Source organism: Alteromonas antoniana, from assembly GCF_019249295.1.
Lineage (GTDB): Bacteria > Pseudomonadota > Gammaproteobacteria > Enterobacterales > Alteromonadaceae > Alteromonas > Alteromonas antoniana.
Genome location: NZ_JAESDH010000005.1, coordinates 117546 through 136439, shown reverse-complemented (window position 1 = coordinate 136439; position 18894 = coordinate 117546). Strand labels below are relative to the sequence as shown.

Here is an 18894-nt window from a genome sequence, read left to right as displayed (position 1 = left end):
GCGTTTCATCACCCGCCCTGCAATGTAGACAACCTTCCTTTTACACCAGTTAGTAATGGTGTGCGAGCACTTACCGATACCAATTCGTATTGAGTCTGCTCACCTGCACGGCGGTAACCCCCGTTTTAAACCTGCATCACGCTTTCCCTTCGCACTCCCCCTGATGTTGCTGCCGTATTATCTACACACGCCATACCCTGTCCGATTAGTGGCGAAATAACGTTTCCCGTGAAGAAAGCGTTCACATTCGCGCTATTAGGGGTATGCTGAATGAAGAATGATGCGAGTGAAAAGAGAAGGCAGACAACGTGGCACAACAACTGAAAGCCAGACAACTGAAACTGTATGAAGGTATTATGCTGCTGGCATTAAACGAGGTCAGCGGCACAATGAACGGTGACTTCATTGATATCACTGTCGCCGCTTCCGGCGTCGCTGACCTGCTACTTATGAAACGGATCACGACTGACAGCGAGGGGTATGTGCAGGTGCGGGATGCCAGTACTACCGACGACTGGGTGCTGGACAGGATCCTCACCAAAATGCACTCTGCATCAAGAAAGCGAAAACTGAAGTACTGGGTTGAGCGGCTGGGTAACGCCGGCGGTATGAAACATCTTGTAGCCAAGTCGCTGGCTGAAAAAGGCATTGTCAAAGCGGAAGAAAAAACCGTACTTTGGCTGTTTACCAAGCGCGTCTATCCGGAAATTAACCCTGAGCCGGAAAATGCCCTTCGCAGTGCGCTGCGCCGCGCAGTGATGGAGCCTGATGCCAACGTAAGTGAATACGTATCACTGATGCTGGCACTGGCAAAAAGTGGCGGGCTGCTCAAACAGGTTTTCAGTTCAGGTGAATTGCGGTCGCACAAAACCCGTATAGAGCGCATTGTCGAAGGGCAATTAATAGGAAAAGCCGCGAAACAAGCTATCGAAGCCATTCAAATGGTGGTGATTATGGCAGCTATCATTCCGGCGATTGTGGTTACCAGTTAATTGTCTGCCCCCTTTTTCTTTGTGCAACCGGTACCGCATCATAAAGACGGCTTTTAGGCCACATTGTAAGACCTGCGATGATAGCAATCTGTACTACAGGCTACTTTTGTAATCGCGCGGCCTGAATTGCCAGGCCTTCACACACCGAATTGAACGCATCACCTTCAATCAGGGGCAAATCCTCTGGCACCAAAGCCTGGATTTCTTTGCGCACGATAGGCGATAAGCTCATACCTCCGGTCATAAACAGCATCTGTGGCGACTTGGCACTTTTATCAAGACAGTCGGTAATCAGCTTTTTTACCTTACTTAGCCAGGGCTTCATTGAGGCATCCAAATCGTCGCGGGTGATGTCTACATCAAAATTCTCTTCAATATAATGCAGGGGCAGCGTGACCTCATTTTTAGACGACAACAACTCTTTCGCCATGCGTGAGGAGTTTACCAGACGCGCAGATTGCTTCTCTTCCTGTACCGTCAGTAAGCGACCCAATGCTTTACTGTCGGTGACAATAGACATCGTCTGAGCAATGTCCAGACCGTAATCATCAGAGAAAAAACGGTTCATTCGCGGAATATCATCTACGGCACACATGTCGGTAAAGTACGTTGGCGGTACGGGAAGCCCGCTTTGCATGCGTAAGCCCTGCCCCATCAAGGGCGCAATAGATTTTACAATCAGGTTTTTATCGCATTCCATGCCGCCAAGCCGGGCACCGGTTACAGAGAGCACATCGCCCTGCCGGTCCAGCGTTTTCAGATTTTCCGGAGACAACGTAATACAGCAAATGTCTGTGGTGCCGCCGCCGATATCTACCACCAGCACGTCTGTGGCTTGCTCCAGCGAACGCTCAACTTTGTACGCGGCGGCGATGGGCTCTTCTAAAAATTCAACCCGCGAAAAGCCGGCTTCCTGCGCTGCGGCAGTCATGATGGCAATAGCCTGCTGGTTGCCTTCTTCGCCACGGTTACCATGGAACCTGACCGGGCGACCGATAACGGCGGTATCAACAGTCTGCTTCATCTGCGCCTCGGCAGACTCGCGGAAAAAGCGTAGTTGCCGCGCAATCATGCTGACAAATGCCTGCTGCTGAGAGTTATCCAGATTTGCACCCAAAAAGTTTTTCGGGGAATAAATCAGGCGACCTTTTTCCGGGGTAGCCAGGAAGCGCTTGAATCCCTCCTCACCAAAGGCAAAGGTACCGGTATCCACCAGCTTTTGCAGGGGTAGATCATCTACTGTCATGTCCTTGAGCAAGTACTGAATAGCGCGTCGCTGCAGTGCAGGGAGGTTATGAAATTCGGCGCGAAGATCATCCACTTTGTTGCTGTAGACCTGCTGCTCCCTGGGATCCTGCGCGTCATAATAGCCTTGTTTGGCCTTTTCTATCTGCTCGGTAATCGCGCGCTGAATCTGGGCAACCTTGGCCTCGACGGCAGAAGCAGGAGGCATGGGTAACTCGTCATCGTAATAAATAAACACGGATGAACGGATCTTGTTAGACGCCGCCTGTTGCGGATCCAGAGTGATAAAGTGGTGCTCCTCACCATCGAAAAACGCCACTTCCGAGTTTGATGTTCCGTAATCAATGCCTATTGCCGCCATGGTCTCCGTCGTTCTTCTGCGCAAAGGAAGGCGGATTGTAATAGAAAATCAGCGCGGATTCATCAGTCGTGCGCCCACATCAAAAGGAAGGGTTTTTAGCAGACAGAGAATAAGGTACCGGGACGGTGCGACCAGGTTCGTTCTAGGGAAGGTGCGAATAAGTCTATGGTCGCTCAGGCTCACAGCCAAGTGACTAATCAAGGCGGTCTTTTGCAGGCCTAACGGGTTAAGTCAAAAAAGACCAACGGCGAGTAGGCGCTTGGCTGTAAGCCCCGAAGGGCGAGCCCTGAAGCAAACATTTGCGGCGCTAGGCTTCTTGGCAAGGGCGACTGCCATTCCCTGCGGATCCTGCCTTGCAACTGCATGCTTCAGGACTCGCTGAGTGACTATAGACTTATTCGCACCTTCCCTAGTTATCTGTCAGCCCGGAGGAAAAATGCATACGCCGCTCGTTATCAAGGATAATGGCCTCCACCTCAGGCAGAGAGTCAATAAGTTCCAGTCCGGCTGCAAGTCCCATCACAAACACAGAGGTAGATAACGCATCGTTGGTGGTGCTGCTGGGACCGATAATGGATACCGATTGCACCAGTGACGCTGGTTTGCCTGTGGAAGGCGAAAGAATATGGTGATACCTCACGCCATCTTCCTCAAAATAGCGCTCATAGTCGCCTGAGGTGGAAATGGCAGAGCTGACTAGCGGAATTTTCACAGCTTGTTTGCCTTCCTGGCGTGGGTCCCGGATCCCCACCAGCCAGGGTCGCCCAAGGCGATCTCCCAGTAACCGGGTATCGCCGCCAGCAGTTACCATGGCATGCTGTATTCCCAGCGATTTAAGCTTTTCAACAGACTTGTCAACGGCGTGTCCTTTGGCTATTCCTCCTAAATCAATTTTGACATCCGGATGGCGATAGCGGATTGCATGGGTGTCAGCGTTCAGTTCCAGATGCTGATAACTAATGGCGGACAGCTGACTGGCAATCATAGTGTCGTCAGGGCGGACGCGGGCGCGGTAATCGTACTGAAAGCCCACACTGGCAAAGGTGATATCGAAAGCACCGTGTGTCATGTCGCCGATTCGAATGGCATAGCGGATAAGCGAAAACAGTTCCTCCGACACCACAAAAGCGCCGTCGGCCGCATGGGCATTTAACTGGCTCAGTTCACTGCTTTCAATGTAAGGGCTCATCAGTTGATTGATGCGCTCCATTTCTTCGAATACCGCATTGATAGCCTGCTGGCCCTGCGCTTCAGAAGATGCCCAGACCTGCACTTCAATATTGGTTCCCATGATTGCGGCATCGTCGTAATACCACTGTGCTGACGCGGGCGCGGTAAGTAACATCAACAAGAGAAATGACAGGATCCGGTTCATGAACAGTGTAAAAGTAATATAGGTTTAGTATGTTGTAGCATGCTTTCAGGTATTCGGTAGAGCTTGGGTTTTATACGCCAGTATGCGTGATACTTCACAAAGGAGAGCGTGTTGGGAAGATACGGAGGGTAACATGGTGCACCACAGTGATTTCAGACAGGCAGACGTTTTTACCACCACGCCATTTAAATGTGCCCCGGTTGCCCAAGTGATAGATGGGACAGGGCTGACAGATGTTCAGAGGCAGCGTCGCATTGCGTTGACTGAGCCTGAATGAAGAAAGCGATGACTGAATCACTGTCAATTCGTTCCTACACCCTGACGATGGACAGCCATACCCATGACTACTGCCAGATGGTATTGCCGCTGCAGGGCAACATTGAGATGGCAATGGATAACTATCAGGGAGCCGTGGGTGTAGGTGAAGCTATCATCATTGCGCCGGGACAAGAACACGGGTTTCGAGCCAATGTTGCCTCTCGCTTTGTTGTCGCTGACTTGTCTGACGTTCCGGCTTCAGCACAACTCCCCGACTCACCTTTACTGATGCTGGATAAGGCGACACAGGCGTACCTGATGTTTATTGAAGCCAAATTAGCTACCGATATGGGTGAGCAGGATATGTCGATGCTGGTTCAGCTTTTCAAACAACAGGTTAATACCCTGCCGACACACCGGTTTCCGGACGCGCGTATTTCAGCAGCCAAAACGCATATTCATGACAACCTGGCATCGGCCTTACCGTTAGCCGAACTGGCTGACGTGGCGTGTCTGGGGATCACGCAGTTCAAGAAGCGATTCAAAGCCGCCACCGGTATGACCTGCGGACATTATATTACGCAGGAGCGGATGAAAACCGCACGGGCACTGCTTACCCATACCGACCTGCCGGTTTACAGGGTGGCGCAGGAAGCCGGATACACCGACCTGTCGGCGTTTAGTCGGCGCTTTACTGCGTTTTTTGGCGAGCCGCCCAGCGCTTATACCACCAGGCGAACTTAACGAATAAAAGAACATCAGGCTGATAACCCTGGTTTGCACCAGAGTGCGCAGCATACAGACGATGAAGTATGCAAGCACGGCAGCACAGTTGTTTGGCTGTTTGGCTGTTTGGCTGTTTGGCTGTTTGGCTGTTTGCAAAAATGATATCCACTGACAAGTTGTCGTAAAGCCGATACTGCCGCAGGGAAAACTCCGTCTTTACGGCTCACAAGAGCGTCTTTTCAGCAAATACAAAACCAGTATTTTCAAATATCATGATGATATTGATTTTACGAACATCACATCACTTTATGACAACTTTAGCAGGACTTTCAGCCATTTTTATGTGGGGACTGTTGGCAACGCTGAGCGTTAGCAGCTCGGCAATACCGTCTTTTCAGCTATTATTTATTTGCTTTTTAGTGTCTTTCTTATTGTTGCTGGTGAAAAGAGTGCTAAGGGGCACGCCGCTTTTCTCTCTGCCAACATTATCTGCCGGTCAATGGCTGGTTCAGGTCGGTAGCCTTTTCGGCTTTCACTGGTGCTATTTTCAGGCCATTCGTCAGGCCCCCGCTATTGAAGTCAGCCTCATTGCCTATTTATGGCCACTGCTGTTAGGTATCTTTGTCGCTAACGCCGGCAACCGTTTGCTGGCGCTTGCCGGTGGTGCTATTGGCTTCGCTGGAACCGCTATTCTGCTGCTAAATAATGGCGACGTAGGGTTTGAAGCCCGCCACGTGTCCGGTTACCTGCTGGCGGCCACATGCGCATTAATCTGGTCAGGGTATTCCTGGTTTCTCTCAGCATCTCACAGCAACGTGGATGATATCGGCTGGGTGTCTCTTGCGGTGGCCATGCTCGCCCTGGTATTTCATGGTTTCACTGAAGTTACCAACTGGGATTTGACGACAGGACAGTGGCTAAGCGCACTCCTGCTGGGCCTTGGGCCCGTGGGCGGGGCTTTTTACCTGTGGGATATCGGTATGAAGCAGGGTAATCGCGCGTTACTGGCATCACTTAGCTTTACCACGCCCGTAATATCCAGCGTCGCCTTATTCGTGTTTGACTTCAGTCCGCTGAATACTGCCGTGTTAACGGCTTTGAGCCTTATCCTGGCAGGTGCACTGGTTGCCAACCTCAGACAGTTCTCTGGCTTAAGGATTAAAAGACGAAAAGCAGCCTGAACCCATCCTGCTAAGTTTCAAAGAAGGGTCATAAAAAGGTCGCTACAAGGCGACCTTTTTCTGACTCATTGCTGATGGTGACGTTAACTACGTCAGATTGCCAAGCCACCAAACAACAGAGGGAATCTGCTTCTTGCTTTGTTTTAGGCCAGCGTCAGTTCGACTTCAATATTCCCGCGCGTCGCGTTGGAGTAAGGACAAACCTGATGCGCTTTATCTACCAATGATTGCGCGGTTTCTTTATCTACATCGCCAAGGTCAACGGTAAGTTTTACGGCAATGGCAAAACCCTGTGGAATTGGACCTATTGAGACATCACCGGTCACGCTGATATCACTACCCAGCTTCACTTTTTCCGCCGCCGCAACGTGCTTAAGTGCGCCGATAAAGCACGCAGAATAGCCTGCGGCAAACATCTGCTCAGGGTTGGTGCCGTCACCACCCGGGCCACCCAACGCTTTAGGCGTTGATAATTTAACATCCAGCGCGCCGTCACTGGACGTCGCCACACCTTCACGACCGCCGGTTGCGGTTGCGGTACCTGTATATACGACCTGTTCAAGCTTATGCATGTTGCTCTCCTTTGTTGAACGTCTGCAAGGGTCTGCTCACCCCAGTTACTTTGTATGCAAAACAAATTACTGTATGTAATATTGAAGATCAAGTGCTTTGCATGCAAAATATAGTGGTATTTTGTTACAGGTATTGGTTATGTCTGACGCACTGAAGCTGGAAAATCAGCTCTGTCATCGTTTTTACACCGTGTCGAATGCATTCTCCCGCGCTTACCGACCACTGCTTAAATCACTGGATATCACCTATCCCCAGTACGTGGTGTTGATGGCGTTGTGGGAACAGGACGATATCCCTATCAGTGAGCTGCTTCGTCGCACGCGCATTGATGGCGGGGCAATGACACTCATCCTCAGAAAGCTACAGGACAAAGGCTATCTTGATCTTGTTGCCGACCCGCACGATAAACGTAGTCGCCGCGTCAAGTTGACGAAAGGTGGCTCCGATGCCCGGGTACAGGCGGAGTCCATTCCCCACCAGATGGTATGCAATCTGAATTCATTAACCGCTGATGAAGCCGTTCAACTGCGTGATCTCATTGATAAACTCAGTGATTGTCTCGACAAATCGGTTTGTGAATTTGAATAGCGACTGCATGCTGTTGTCATAACACTGTCATGTCATTGTTCGAGAATCATCTATTTGAGTGTACATCTGTACGCTGAAATTCTACAATGACATCCTACCAGTTGATTGAGGGCATACCATGACAAACATGCCAAAACGCGCATACAGCGTCATAGAGGAATGGTTAAACAGCGTCAGCCATGGCCTGGGCTTTATTGCCGCCATTGTTGGTCTGGTATTTTTGCTATTCAGAGCAGAGCATCCACTAGCGGTAACTGCCGCTGCGGTGTATGGCTCGACGCTGATCTTAATGTTTTTGAGCTCGACGCTTTATCACGCTATCTCTCATCATAAAACCAAAGGGCTTTTGAAGCTTTTTGATCACAGCGCCATCTACTTGCTCATCGCCGGTACCTACACGCCCTTGCTGCTGGTCGCAATTGGTGGTTGGCTGGGGATCACAATGACAGCTGTCATCTGGACGCTCGCCATTGGCGGCGTCGCATTTAAACTGATTGCTCAGCACCGTTTCCCAAAAGTGTCAGTAATGACTTACCTGTTGATGGGTTGGATTGCACTGGGACTTATCTACCCGCTTTATGTGTCGTTGCCTGGTGCTGGTCTGTGGCTGCTGGTTGCCGGCGGGATCTGTTTTAGTTTAGGGGTGTTCTTTTACGTAGCCAAGAAAGTGAAATATACTCACGCCATCTGGCACCTGTTTGTGCTGGGCGGCTGTATTTGCCATTATTTCTCTATCTATTACTACGTGGTATGACCGAAACACAACAATCCAAGAATGCAAAGTTGTCTTCATTTAGTCTGTACGCAGGCCAGCTCGCCCTGGGAACAGAGCCGGATGAAAGACAATTACGCAACCTCAAAGCGCAGGGCGTTTCCCATATCGCGGTATTTCTTACTGATGATGAGAACGCTATTTCTTTGCGCCAGCGCTCCCGCGAAGCCGGAATGGAATGGCTGTGGATGCCGGTACATCAGACGTTGTCAGCCTCAGACATTCAGCGCACGTACCTGCATCAGTACCTCACAGAGCTGTCGCAATTGCTCAAAGAAGGCGCCCGCATTTATTTTTACTGTGATGAGTCGATGCATCGCTGCGCACTGATGGTTTATGCGCTTTGTCACGCCTGTCGTATTCCCTCATCAAGCGCCTACCCGATTTTACATAGCATGCCTGCATTACATGCCAATACGCTGACACGCGAGTCTCTGCACTGGGCGGCCGGGCTAGGCACAAGCGCGCCGATGTAACCGGTACTTCTGCGTGGGTTCTTTCACGCACTATCCATATCTGACACGCTATTCTGCCCTGACCATCTTATCGGGCAGTAAACGCTGACATCGAATCTGCACAATCAACTGATTTCGTTGCAACACTTACACGTTCTCATCGACTACCGGGAAATTCTTGACGGCGATAGTTGCTAATTAGCCACAGTTGCCAGCTCCAACTTCTTTCAACTTACAGTTTAATGCCAGCTTCAGCGCCCATTTATACGGCTTGTCAGGTCGATGGTGTAAATACCATTCTCAGTCCGATGCGTTGGCATTAATGTTGCGTTTCCCCTGACTACAACGCTTTGCAACTATCCGGACGTTTTGCTTATTTGATTCAGGCTGACGGCTAAGGCTTATTTGCCCGCCCGCCAGCCGCAGTGTCAGAGCCCCCCCGGAGAAGCAGCAATCGCGCAATTTGAAATCGTTCCGTCTGACTGTATTCCATTGTGACACGCTTTCTTAAAGGCCGTTGTCAGTACTTTTTTGTCGCAGTGAATATGCCGCGGACTCTCGCTGAATCACGAACTTCGGAGAAGCTATGCGTCAAACGCTATACACTGTAACTGCCATCGTCTCGGTTTTGCTCCTTACAGCCTGCTCTCAGGCAAGATCCGGAATACGAACCAGCGACTATTTTTCCGGGCAGCCGGGTATGGTCGCCATCAGCAGCTTCGAAGCCGACAACGTTATAGACGAAAGCGATGCCACAGACATTATTGAGACCCTGTCTAAGGACAAGCGTTTTCGTCACTTATTCTCTTCCCTGCCCAGCGCACAGTTTGACGTCGCCGCCAGCGTACTGCTGAACATGCAGAACGGCGATTCCATCAAACAGGCTATTGAGAAAGTGGCCGCGCGCGAGGACGCCGATTTGAAATGGGCTATCATCAGTGCGTTTGTGTTATTTCCCCTGGATCGCTACGCATTGTATCTCGATTTACAGTCGTCAGAGCTGGTAGAGACCGATGCGTTACATCGCTATGCCGATGTGGCCGGCATTTACATTCCCGAACAAAAACCCGGCGACCTTTCCGCTTACCCCGTGGTAAGCACGTCGCTGATTGAATCAATGAACATTTCCATTTTTGGGCAAACTCCGGACACCACTGCACAGATGCGGTTCAGACAGCAGGGGCAGGAAATATGGAAAGATGCACGGGCGCCGGAATGGGAACCGGTGCAGTCTGTACTTACTGGCCCTATACTGTATCTGGAACCTGACACTACCTATGAAATTGAAGTGACGCTTAACCGTGACGGTGACACAGTCGGTACATATGCCCGTACCGTTACAACGCGTCCTGACAGTCCGCCTGTCGATCCGGACAATATCCACTATCTTCGCGATATTTATACCGGCGGTACGCTGGATCTGGAAGCACTGGGAATAGAAGGAAAACCGGGAGCCTGGGCGAAAATTGTGGGTGATGCGGATACCCCTGTTGTTGCCGAAGAAGGCGACCGACACGCCATTGCTATCGGTGACAACAGCTATGTTTATTTTGAGAATGTGACCACAAAAGGGGCTCGCGTGCATGCTGTTTACGCAGAAAATGCTCACCATTTGTGGTTCAAAGGGTGTGATATCTCCGAATGGGGCCGTCAGCCCAACGTTATCAAAAATGGCATCGCCTTTGAGGAAGAAGACGCTCAGCCAATTAATTATGATTCTGCGCTCTACTTTGTGCAGTCTGGCGTAATCACCGTAGAAGACTGTCATGTGCATTCGCCCACACCGGCGGCCAACAGCTGGGAGTATGGCCATCCCAAAGGCCCGAATGCCTTCCTCGCGTACGGAAACCATCAGGACCCACGCTACAAAGGACAAATTATTCTACGCAACAACCGCTTCACCGGAGCGCCAGAGCATCGGTTTAATGATGTGATCGAGGGCCGCAAAAACGGCGAAACCCTGGGTGGATTTGTGCGCCACTCAGCAATTTACAATAACACGCTTGCGTACGCCAACGATGACGCGATAGAAATCGATGGCGGCCAGCATAACGTGCTGGTTTACAATAATGATATTTCCAATACCTACACCGGTATCAGCGCCGTTCCGTCGCGACTGGGTCCCAGTTTTATCTTTAACAATTATATCCATAACCTGGGTGATGAACGCGGTAAACAATGGGCAGCTGTGAAGCTTGGCGGTTTGATTGCGGGCCCAATGGGCAAGGTAAACATTTTTCATAACTTTATCACTGTTGAGCGCAACGGCATTACCGCGTCACGCTTTAAAGAGGACGACTCGTTCTGGATCAACGCCACCAATAACGTCGTCATAACAGAGAAATCGAACAACATGGTGGGTTACAATGTATATGATCCCGAAGCGTTTCCTGGATCGTTGTTTATCAATAACGTGTTTTATAATCTGAAACTTGGCGAAGCCAAAATCGAAGGGAATCTCACGCAGCCATATGTGTGCGAAGCATCATTTGACGATGAACTTGCCCATGAACTCTATCATCAGGATGACAGAGCTTATTTACCGGCCACCAACGAATTTGTCATAGATAACTTCACCCGGTATTCGGAAGATGGTAGTCAGTTTTTATACGGTTTGTTGCCTGAATAATGGTCTTCGAGCCACGCCTTGCCAGCAGTGGCTATCTGGCGTTATTACAATCCTAAGGGCATTGCCTGGCCTGACGAACGATTTCTCGCTACAGCGGATGTATCACTGTGGCAATAAACTTGCTTAGCTACCAATGCCAGATGAGCAAACCGCAATGTCGTTCGTCAGGGCATCAATAACAGTGTGCGAACTTTTCTTGCACTAACAAAGAACAGATAGTGGTGTTTTTCGCTACTAACCACGGCGACATTGACGCAGAATCTGCTTACAGACTTTTGCGTTTTCACACAAGGACAGTTGCAGTATGTCTCTAAAAAACAAGTCTATTACCGGTGCGTTTTTTAACCTTTCGGCAAACGGGTTCGCACAGGTAATAAACTTTGTAGTTTACGCCATCATGGCGCGGATCCTCGGCGTCGAAGAATTCGGTCTGGTAGCCATCTGCCTGATGGTTGTAGAATTCTGTAACCTGTTTGTGACAGTGGGTATCAGCCAGAATCTGATCCAGCGGGAAAAGTGGGATGATCAGTTTGCCAGCCTGTCGTTCTGGGTATTGATGGGCGTGTCCGTCGCAATCGCTATCTTTATTTTCGCTATCGCTGTCCCGGTTGCCTGGTATACCTACTCAGAGTTGGCAGCACAGCTTATCGCTGCATTATCAATTATTCCGATTGCCAATGGGTTCCGGCTGGTACACAAAGCCAGGCTTGAACGGGACTTTCGCAACAAAGCACTGGCCGCATATGATATGGCTGGCGTACTGGCCGGCGGCATTGTTTCAGTTGTCACGGCATTACAGGGTTTTGGTGCCTGGGCAATTATCTTCGGCAAAGTGGTGCAGGCTGTGGTGTCGACCGTGCTGACGTGGGTACAGTCCTCTTTTAGGCCGGTGTGGGTGACTGACCGCTCGGATCTTCCGGAAATCATTGTTTTTGCCAAACCACTCATCGCGACCTCGTTTGTTAATTTTTTCTCTACCAAAGCCTCTAATATCGTTATTGCCTTTTTTCTTGGTGCGTCGACGTTTGCCTATGCCTCGGTTGCCCGCCAGGGATTTTCCGTTATTAACAATCTGACGTTTCAGCCACTTAACCGCATTGCGCTGGCAGGTTTGTCGAGAGTCGAAACATTACGGTTGAATCATGCATTTTCGAGAATAACCGGTATGACGGCTTTATTTGTAGTCCCCGTCTACTTCGGCGTTGGTGCGGTCGCACATCCCTTTATTGAACTGGTGTTCGGCGAAAAATGGGAGCCGTCAGCGCATCTTCTGTCTATTCTCGCTCTGCTCGCTCCCACGCAGGTCATGGCCTACTACCTTCCTAATCTGCTCATTTCTCAGGGAAAGCCTAATCAGGCATTTACGCTGAACATGATTAATCTGGTGGTAAACCTGGCGCTTCCCTTGATGTTAGTTTACTGGGGTCTGACGGCGGTGGTCATCGGTATCGTACTCTCTGGCTACATCACGCTGTTAATGAAATTTGCCGTGGTGAAAAAGCACATTGGTATTTCCTTGCGCGAGGCCATTGCAAATACCTGGCGGTTCTCTCTGGCGGGCCTGGTGATGTATGGCGCCGTCTTGTATAGCGAACGTACAGATTTATTCGGCTTATCCACAATCATTGCTGAACTTGCCGTCCTGGTCGCCATGGGAGCGCTGATTTACAGTGCCATTCTGCTGGTATGTTTTCGCAAGCACACGTTTACCGTGCTTCGTGAACTGCGGGTGACGCCGAAAATGAAACCGCCTGAGGGAAAAGCAAAAACCTGATCATACTTTGTGTACCGGGCTACTAAAAAGTTAGCGCGAACACGCAGGGCGCGTCTTCGCTTTTGCTTACTCGCTGAATAACACCAATCACGCACTATTGCTGACTGGTTCAACGATAAAAATATTCGCCCCGCAAGCTTACTTCGTGCCCCATAAATCAAACGGGAATGCCTGGTACAAACGCACTGCCTGCGCGGAAAGGTCCGGCGGTGTCTGGCGGACAACACTTAAGCCTTCATCGACAGAGGTGACTTTAGGGACAGAGCTACGGTTGGTCCCACCAAAGTAATCCTCGTATTTGAACATAGACTCACCGCTGTTAGAGTCCAGAAAAACAGCTGGGACACCGTAAGCTTCAGCGATGATGACGCCATGAAGACTGCTGGAAATAACAAACTCACTGTTTACAATCGCTTCAATAAAGGAACCCGGGTACTGCATCGGTGTGACCAGCTCTGACTCGTGCCCCTTGTATTGCGCCATTTCATCGTTCATGTGATTGATAACGATATATGGCCGCTTTTGCACTTGCCCCTCCATCAGCGCTTTCGGGTAGAAGAAAGGCAATAAAATGGCGGGATCGCCAAATACATCGGGTACGTCAATTCCGCGATTGTTCAGATACGCTTTGGTCTTCGGTCCCCTTACCGCGCGCACATCGAGGGAGCGAAAGCGGTTTTTATCATCATCAATTTTTTTGTTTAATCCGGTTCCCCAGATTGCATCGCCGGTATTGGCAAAATGCAGAACTGACCCTACGCTTACCAGTTTTTTGCTGCTGTCGAGCTTGTCGCTAATGAGTTTGCCCTTTTGTGCTAACACCCGGTTCACCAAATCATAAGCAACGTGATCGCCGATATTGGGCTTTTTGTTTTTCGGTTCCCACCAGTAAACACGTTGTTTTTCCTGCTTTCGAACAACGTTTTCAGCCAAGTGATAAAGCACAATTGATTTCCTTCTTTATGTTGTTGCTAAGGCTGACACAGCATGTGCCACCACAAATTGCTTACCTGAACTTTCGCTTCAGGCGGTAGGTTAATTTTTCGGTGTGATACCGTAAAAGCTCATCGCCTTGCCCGGCTTCTTTTTGAAACCGCGCAATCCATGATTGATTCAACGACTTACTCTGTTTCTTAGTCACTGGGGTTGATGGGATCCTGGACTCATCCAGCTCAACATCCATGAACCCGGCAATGTCGGTAATGGTCTGACGGGTATTATTTTTCACGTCACTAAATCGCAGTGGCAGTGTGGGCAGGCCGTTTGCTGCCAGTAAATACTGCCAGGACGCATTGGCCAGAATGACCCGGCGCAAGCTGTCATCAATGTCAGAAAAGCAGTACTCGGGCTCAACATCAGACTCGTTTTGTCCGCTTATCCAGTTTCCGGTTTGCCTGGCAATGGCCAGCGAGACCGCCTGAGCCATGATGTCGTCGCGGGTGAGTAACACGAAGTGTGGGTCGGGGAAGCATTGAAGCAGTCCGGACAGTCCGCCCAATGTGTCGAGATGGCGGTAGTGCACTTTAATCCCGAAAACGCCATTCTCAGACGAACGCCTGGCCAACAGCTTTTCCATAGCCTGCGGTGTAGTATTCACCCCCAGCTTTTGTTTCCACACAGACAAGTTTTTTGGCTGAGCGTACTCCAGGGGATAACCGAAAGCCCCGGTAGCATGGAGCGCGTGTCCCAGCATATGACTGCCAGATCGCACCGTAGAGGCAATGATCAGCGTTTTGGTAGCACGTCGATTGTGCGAGAAATCGTGTCGGCTATCGAACTGATCCTCGTATACCCCAACCGTCACGCAGCACGTCTCCGCTGCGCTCTAGCTTGCTCGAGTTGTCTTGTTTTGAACTTTTTTATGGCGACACCATAAATATGCTGAACGGTAACGATGACCCCTGCCCGTTGCACTGACGCCATCAGCCATTTCAATTTCTGACGTTTGAGTGGCAGGTACACCAGCAGTTGCGCCGCGACCCGTCGCCGATAGAACTCGTCGCCTAAAAACGCTCTATGTTTATCTGCGGAGCGTAGCCGGACGATAGCCTCTTCAGGCGTCATTTTGGCGACTTTCGCGCCGATGCCGTCCATATTCTGGAATCGATAGTAGAAAATGGCTTTTGGAATGTTGCGAAGACTGTAGCCATTTTGCAGCAGTCTGACGTACATATCCCAGTCCTGACCGTTCGGTAACGATTCGTCGAATCGCTCCTGCAACGCCAGCTCACGCTTCATACTAAAGCCACTCATGCCGCAATACTGGTTACCGGTTCTAAGTACACCAGCATCTACCACGTCAGACGACTGCACATACACCTCGTCTTCTTTGCCCAGGTTCTGATAGCCGCTGACTACGGCGTCAGCGCCCTGCTCATAAGCCGTAGTGTGCTCTAGCAGATAACCCGGCATCCAGATGTCGTCATCATCAAGAAAGGCGATGATATCGCCGGTTGCCTGCTCTACTCCTACGTTTCTTGCTTTGTTAGCACCGCTCGAGGTTTCCAGATAGATATACTGGAAGTTGTCGTGCTCGGAAAATCTTTGCTTCACGTCATCATATGGCAAGGATGATGCATCGTTCACGACGATGACTTCTTTGGGCTGTGAGATTTGGGTATATACGCCATCCAGCGCTTCAATGAGTTCTTTGGGTCGGTTAAATGTGGTAATCACAACACTGACGGTAAAGCTCATAATGATCCTCTTTGATGGTGACAGTAAGCCGGGTCCGAAAACAGAGCATCTTTCCCATTTACGCTGAATAAACTTACTGACGTGAGTGATACCATTACCGGAGCAAGAATCATGCAAGAAATCCTGAAGCGTCAATCAGAAAAATATCTCGCCAGATACCCGAAGATTTTTTTCTGTCACGTCCCAAAATGTGCTGGCGTGTCGCTTTCCAAAGCGATTTTTAGCGCGGTATACCCTGCTTTCTTCAAAGCGACGCGTTTTGCTGCCTATATCGACCTTAAAGCCAGCCAGGTAAGTGAGCAGCTTCTGGGGATTGATATGATGCGCGCCCGTGAATCACAGCTAATCAGTCACCTTGAGAGTCCGCATATGGTTTATACCAACGGACATTGTATCGCTCGTCCGGATGTTGTGGGTAAATATTACAAACACTGGCACTTTGTCACGGTGCTAAGAGATCCGGTAGACCGGTTTATCTCTGAATATGTGTATAACCGGTATAAGTCGTCACAGTGGCAGAAGCATGACAGTGATATCAGCGTGTATCTCAACTCAGACGCCGCTCTGACATCCGGTATGACGTATGCCCGGTATTTTTCAGGTATCACAGATGCCAATGCTATTGCCGAAAGAAAAGCCAGTGTAGTTGACGCTGCGGTGGAGAACTTACGGCGATTTTCGGTGTGTGGCACGCTGGATAACATGGAAAAATGGGAGCAGGATTTTAACGCCCGGTTCGATGTGCGCATCGCAATAGGCAACCGCAACGCCACTCCCAATAAACAGGTTTACCATGATATCGTGGATGATCCGCAGCTAATGCAGTGTATCCGCAACCTCTGTGACGTCGACCAGCGTATTTACGATGCGGTGAAGACTGCCAGCATAGACTCTCATGCTGCGTGAGGCAGCTGGCGTTTGCTTAAGTTTCTAACAGTCATCCCGGCGATATCGCAGGCTCGGGCCTGGATTGAGTCTTCCATCGAGCAGCACTATTACCGGCAATTGACGCAAAATGAAGAAACAGAGGGCGGTAATGGCTATAGACGACGTCGCCGCGCTTTATCTGTAGGAAAGATGCGAATAACCACCGGCGCTGTTTTATAGACACCAGTGGATATCGCCGATGTCAGTAGTGTTATCCAATTAGCATTTACAACACATGCCGCCATGCTTCGGTGACAGCCTTATCGCTGTAATGCGCCAGCGCCTCAGTCATTACCTGGTCTGACGGCATGTATCGCAGCGACTCAAGCTGCTCAGGCAACGCCTCCGGCGTAATAACCTGCACAAAATCAAAACGCTCCGCTTTGTTTCTCGCAAAGGCCGAGTCAAAACACAGGATATTTGCGCCAAGGCTTACTGCCATATAAAACGTGCCGGAAGAAATCATCGCGTGATCATCGTGAGGCAAAATAACATACCGTGAATTCGCCACCGCCGCTTCAAGTTCCTCATCACTGAGGAAGCGGTTTTCCCAGTCGACATCTATATCCCGCTGTTTGATAATATCCAGCAGCTTTTGGGTATAGGTGCTGTCAGAGCAAAAACCCCGTATCGTCAGTTTTTTAGATTCGGGCCATGCATCAAGCAGCGCATCTAATCGCTTGTAAGGTTTGATACTGCCGAAATACAAATAATCAAACTGCTTGGTTCTGATCTGCATTTCCTTTTGCAGGTCAATAATGACTGCATCCTCTTTATACAAAGGATGCTTGGTCACCGATGTCCCCAGCAGTTCGGTGCGTTCAAGCGTTACTACCCTGTCTGCGACGCTACGCATCAACCTGACGATTGAGCGATACAGGTCGATATCTGCGTCGCTGTTATGAGGGCGATAATTGTGACGAACCCAAATGATATTTTTACTAAACAGCCGCATCACCCACAGTGTCACAAAAAATGACGCAATAAACACAACACGTCTGATACCACTGAGACCTTTCCTGAACGGCTGGTCTTCATACCAGTTAAGCACAACCCAGTTCTCTTCGCGGGACAATAGATTGCGCGGGTGATATAAGCTTTTAAATGGCTTTATGTCAAAGCCCAGGCGGGAGAACACCTGTTTTGTCCTTGCGATAAAACCATTGCTATGGGTGAATGGGTAAAGGAAAAGCCGCTTTTTACTGCTCATAAGTGAGACGCCTGTTCCGATCGGTTTTTCTTCGTCACACTGGTAAGAACCTGGCTTGTCTCTTTGGCAATGCTGTCCCAGTTAAATTTCGAAAGAAAAGCCGTTTTGTTTATCCCCAGGCTTAGCTCGTTAAGGTTGTTAAACTTGTTGGCCAGGGCATCGGTGTCACCCACCGGAAAGTAGCAGTCTTCAGGTAACCCGATATCCGCATTCGGCGTAATATTACTTAAAATCACGTCGGTACCTGCGCTAATGGCTTCTAACGCCACAATCGGTAATCCCTCATGATAGGAAGGCAACACAAAAACGCGGGCAAACTTGTACAGCGCATTTAACTCATCGCCCTGTCGCCGGCCAGCAAAGATGACATTATCACTGCGATGCCGAAGGAGGTTGCGGGAATAATCATCTTCATGGTCGGCATTACCAACAATGACCAATTTCAATGGAGAACGGCTCTGTTCATAGGCGGCGACGAGATCATGAAAGCCTTTTTCCGGTACAAGACGCCCCACCGTTACTATGTAATTGTCAGGTACTATTTCCAGATCGCCAGGCAAGGCATCGGCGGCCAACGTGTCATCGAAATTAGTCAGCGTGCCATTCGGCACGTAGGAGATTTTATCTTTGTGGCTGGCGTATTTGTGGCGTAGTTTTTCTGTTAGCGTGCTTCCCACTACCACAACGTGGTCCGCGAAGCGCACTGCCATGGACTCACCGGTTCGCAGTAATCGTTTTGCAAATCGATTCCATTTCTGGCGATCATAATCCGCACCGTGATGCGTCACCACCACTTTCATTCCCAGTAGTTTGGCCAGCGGCGTGAACAACGCCGGACCAATAGCATGGATATGTAACACGTCGGGCTTTACGACAAATCTGGCGTACAACAACGCCAGAAAGGTGTGTAAAAACGTTTCGATAAGTTTGTGACGAATAGTCCACAAGGCAAGGACTTCTACTCCCTCGAAACTATCGTGCTTTTTTTCAACATAGGGAGAACGGGCAATGACCGTCACCTTGTCTCCTGCTTTCACCATTCTGGGATAAAGTTGCTGACAATGGGACTCAATTCCTCCCATTACATTGGGGATCCCGCGCAGGCCGATAGCGCACACTTTCATACTTTTC

At 49.9% G+C, this 18894-nt stretch carries 17 protein-coding genes; 9 read left to right on the top strand and 8 right to left on the bottom strand.

Translation table 11 applies throughout. From position 1 onward, the window contains the following. Positions 1–308 precede the first annotated feature (308 nt). On the top strand, positions 309–992 hold the full coding sequence (locus JKP77_RS05830; protein ID WP_218310270.1) for a GOLPH3/VPS74 family protein: 684 nt from the start codon (positions 309–311) through the stop codon (positions 990–992). 100 nt (positions 993–1092) lie between these two features. Here the strand turns inward: JKP77_RS05830 and JKP77_RS05825 are convergent, their stop codons facing one another. Next, positions 1093–2598, bottom strand: coding sequence for an Hsp70 family protein (locus JKP77_RS05825; protein WP_218310269.1), 1506 nt, complete (start codon positions 2596–2598; stop codon positions 1093–1095). 409 nt (positions 2599–3007) lie between these two features. Further along, the gene (locus tag JKP77_RS05820; protein WP_246601101.1) at positions 3008–3943 is read right to left on the bottom strand and encodes an FAD:protein FMN transferase; all 936 of its coding nucleotides are present in this window, start codon (positions 3941–3943) and stop codon (positions 3008–3010) included. Positions 3944–4258: 315 nt separating this feature from the next. Between JKP77_RS05820 and JKP77_RS05815 the strand changes: the two genes are divergently transcribed. Continuing rightward, positions 4259–4975 carry a helix-turn-helix domain-containing protein gene (locus JKP77_RS05815; RefSeq protein WP_218310267.1) on the top strand — a complete coding sequence of 239 codons (717 nt, stop codon included), beginning with the start codon at positions 4259–4261 and terminating at the stop codon, positions 4973–4975. Positions 4976–5265: 290 nt separating this feature from the next. Continuing rightward, the gene (locus JKP77_RS05810) at positions 5266–6138 is read left to right on the top strand and encodes a DMT family transporter (RefSeq protein WP_218310266.1); all 873 of its coding nucleotides are present in this window, start codon (positions 5266–5268) and stop codon (positions 6136–6138) included. Between the two features lie 143 nt (positions 6139–6281). On the opposite strand, the gene JKP77_RS05805 is transcribed toward JKP77_RS05810, so the two are convergent. Beyond that, positions 6282–6710, bottom strand: coding sequence for an organic hydroperoxide resistance protein (locus tag JKP77_RS05805; RefSeq protein ID WP_218310265.1), 429 nt, complete (start codon positions 6708–6710; stop codon positions 6282–6284). Between the two features lie 139 nt (positions 6711–6849). On the opposite strand from JKP77_RS05805, the gene JKP77_RS05800 reads away from it, so the two are divergent. The 5 genes from JKP77_RS05800 (at position 6850) to JKP77_RS05780 (ending at position 12929) form a co-directional block, all read left to right on the top strand. Continuing rightward, positions 6850–7299, top strand: a complete 450-nt coding sequence (locus tag JKP77_RS05800) for a MarR family winged helix-turn-helix transcriptional regulator (protein WP_218310264.1) — start codon at positions 6850–6852, stop codon at positions 7297–7299. A 118-nt stretch (positions 7300–7417) separates the two neighbouring features. Then, positions 7418–8053 carry a PAQR family membrane homeostasis protein TrhA gene (gene trhA, locus JKP77_RS05795; protein ID WP_218310263.1) on the top strand — a complete coding sequence of 212 codons (636 nt, stop codon included), beginning with the start codon at positions 7418–7420 and terminating at the stop codon, positions 8051–8053. A gap of 29 nt (positions 8054–8082) precedes the next feature. After that, complete coding sequence (locus JKP77_RS05790; RefSeq protein WP_246601091.1) at positions 8083–8547, top strand: protein-tyrosine phosphatase family protein; 465 nt, start codon at positions 8083–8085, stop codon at positions 8545–8547. A gap of 565 nt (positions 8548–9112) precedes the next feature. After that, on the top strand, positions 9113–11155 hold the full coding sequence (locus JKP77_RS05785) for a right-handed parallel beta-helix repeat-containing protein (RefSeq protein WP_218310261.1): 2043 nt from the start codon (positions 9113–9115) through the stop codon (positions 11153–11155). Positions 11156–11459: 304 nt separating this feature from the next. After that, positions 11460–12929 carry a lipopolysaccharide biosynthesis protein gene (locus tag JKP77_RS05780; protein WP_218310260.1) on the top strand — a complete coding sequence of 490 codons (1470 nt, stop codon included), beginning with the start codon at positions 11460–11462 and terminating at the stop codon, positions 12927–12929. Positions 12930–13067: 138 nt separating this feature from the next. Here the strand turns inward: JKP77_RS05780 and JKP77_RS05775 are convergent, their stop codons facing one another. The 3 genes from JKP77_RS05775 to JKP77_RS05765 form a co-directional block, all read right to left on the bottom strand. Beyond that, positions 13068–13874, bottom strand: a complete 807-nt coding sequence (locus tag JKP77_RS05775; protein WP_218310259.1) for a polysaccharide pyruvyl transferase family protein — start codon at positions 13872–13874, stop codon at positions 13068–13070. A 61-nt stretch (positions 13875–13935) separates the two neighbouring features. Further along, the gene (locus JKP77_RS05770) at positions 13936–14733 is read right to left on the bottom strand and encodes a Stf0 family sulfotransferase (protein WP_218310258.1); all 798 of its coding nucleotides are present in this window, start codon (positions 14731–14733) and stop codon (positions 13936–13938) included. Further along, complete coding sequence (locus JKP77_RS05765) at positions 14730–15626, bottom strand: glycosyltransferase family 2 protein (protein ID WP_218310257.1); 897 nt, start codon at positions 15624–15626, stop codon at positions 14730–14732. Before JKP77_RS05765 ends, JKP77_RS05770 begins: the two co-directional genes overlap by 4 nt. A 111-nt stretch (positions 15627–15737) precedes the next feature. Between JKP77_RS05765 and JKP77_RS05760 the strand changes: the two genes are divergently transcribed. Continuing rightward, positions 15738–16532, top strand: a complete 795-nt coding sequence (locus tag JKP77_RS05760) for a sulfotransferase family 2 domain-containing protein (protein ID WP_218310256.1) — start codon at positions 15738–15740, stop codon at positions 16530–16532. A 247-nt stretch (positions 16533–16779) separates the two neighbouring features. Here the strand turns inward: JKP77_RS05760 and JKP77_RS05755 are convergent, their stop codons facing one another. Both JKP77_RS05755 and JKP77_RS05750 read right to left on the bottom strand, forming a co-directional pair. Continuing rightward, positions 16780–17763: a glycosyltransferase family protein gene (locus JKP77_RS05755; protein WP_218310255.1), complete on the bottom strand. Its 984-nt coding sequence runs from the start codon at positions 17761–17763 to the stop codon at positions 16780–16782. Next, entirely contained in the window at positions 17760–18887 is a 1128-nt protein-coding gene (locus JKP77_RS05750) for a glycosyltransferase family 4 protein (RefSeq protein WP_218310254.1), read from the bottom strand. Before JKP77_RS05750 ends, JKP77_RS05755 begins: the two co-directional genes overlap by 4 nt. Between the last annotated feature and the right edge of the window lie 7 nt (positions 18888–18894).

Coding starts and splice junctions, on each gene's coding strand:
- JKP77_RS05815 (WP_218310267.1), top strand. CDS start 4,259: ATGACTGAATCACTGTCAATTCGTTCCTACACCCTGACGATGGACAGC.
- JKP77_RS05825 (WP_218310269.1), bottom strand. CDS start 2,598: ATGGCGGCAATAGGCATTGATTACGGAACATCAAACTCGGAAGTGGCG.
- JKP77_RS05820 (WP_246601101.1), bottom strand. CDS start 3,943: ATGTTACTTACCGCGCCCGCGTCAGCACAGTGGTATTACGACGATGCC.
- trhA (WP_218310263.1), top strand. CDS start 7,418: ATGACAAACATGCCAAAACGCGCATACAGCGTCATAGAGGAATGGTTA.
- JKP77_RS05810 (WP_218310266.1), top strand. CDS start 5,266: ATGACAACTTTAGCAGGACTTTCAGCCATTTTTATGTGGGGACTGTTG.
- JKP77_RS05785 (WP_218310261.1), top strand. CDS start 9,113: ATGCGTCAAACGCTATACACTGTAACTGCCATCGTCTCGGTTTTGCTC.
- JKP77_RS05755 (WP_218310255.1), bottom strand. CDS start 17,763: ATGAGCAGTAAAAAGCGGCTTTTCCTTTACCCATTCACCCATAGCAAT.
- JKP77_RS05805 (WP_218310265.1), bottom strand. CDS start 6,710: ATGCATAAGCTTGAACAGGTCGTATATACAGGTACCGCAACCGCAACC.
- JKP77_RS05765 (WP_218310257.1), bottom strand. CDS start 15,626: ATGAGCTTTACCGTCAGTGTTGTGATTACCACATTTAACCGACCCAAA.
- JKP77_RS05780 (WP_218310260.1), top strand. CDS start 11,460: ATGTCTCTAAAAAACAAGTCTATTACCGGTGCGTTTTTTAACCTTTCG.
- JKP77_RS05760 (WP_218310256.1), top strand. CDS start 15,738: ATGCAAGAAATCCTGAAGCGTCAATCAGAAAAATATCTCGCCAGATAC.
- JKP77_RS05750 (WP_218310254.1), bottom strand. CDS start 18,887: ATGAAAGTGTGCGCTATCGGCCTGCGCGGGATCCCCAATGTAATGGGA.
- JKP77_RS05800 (WP_218310264.1), top strand. CDS start 6,850: ATGTCTGACGCACTGAAGCTGGAAAATCAGCTCTGTCATCGTTTTTAC.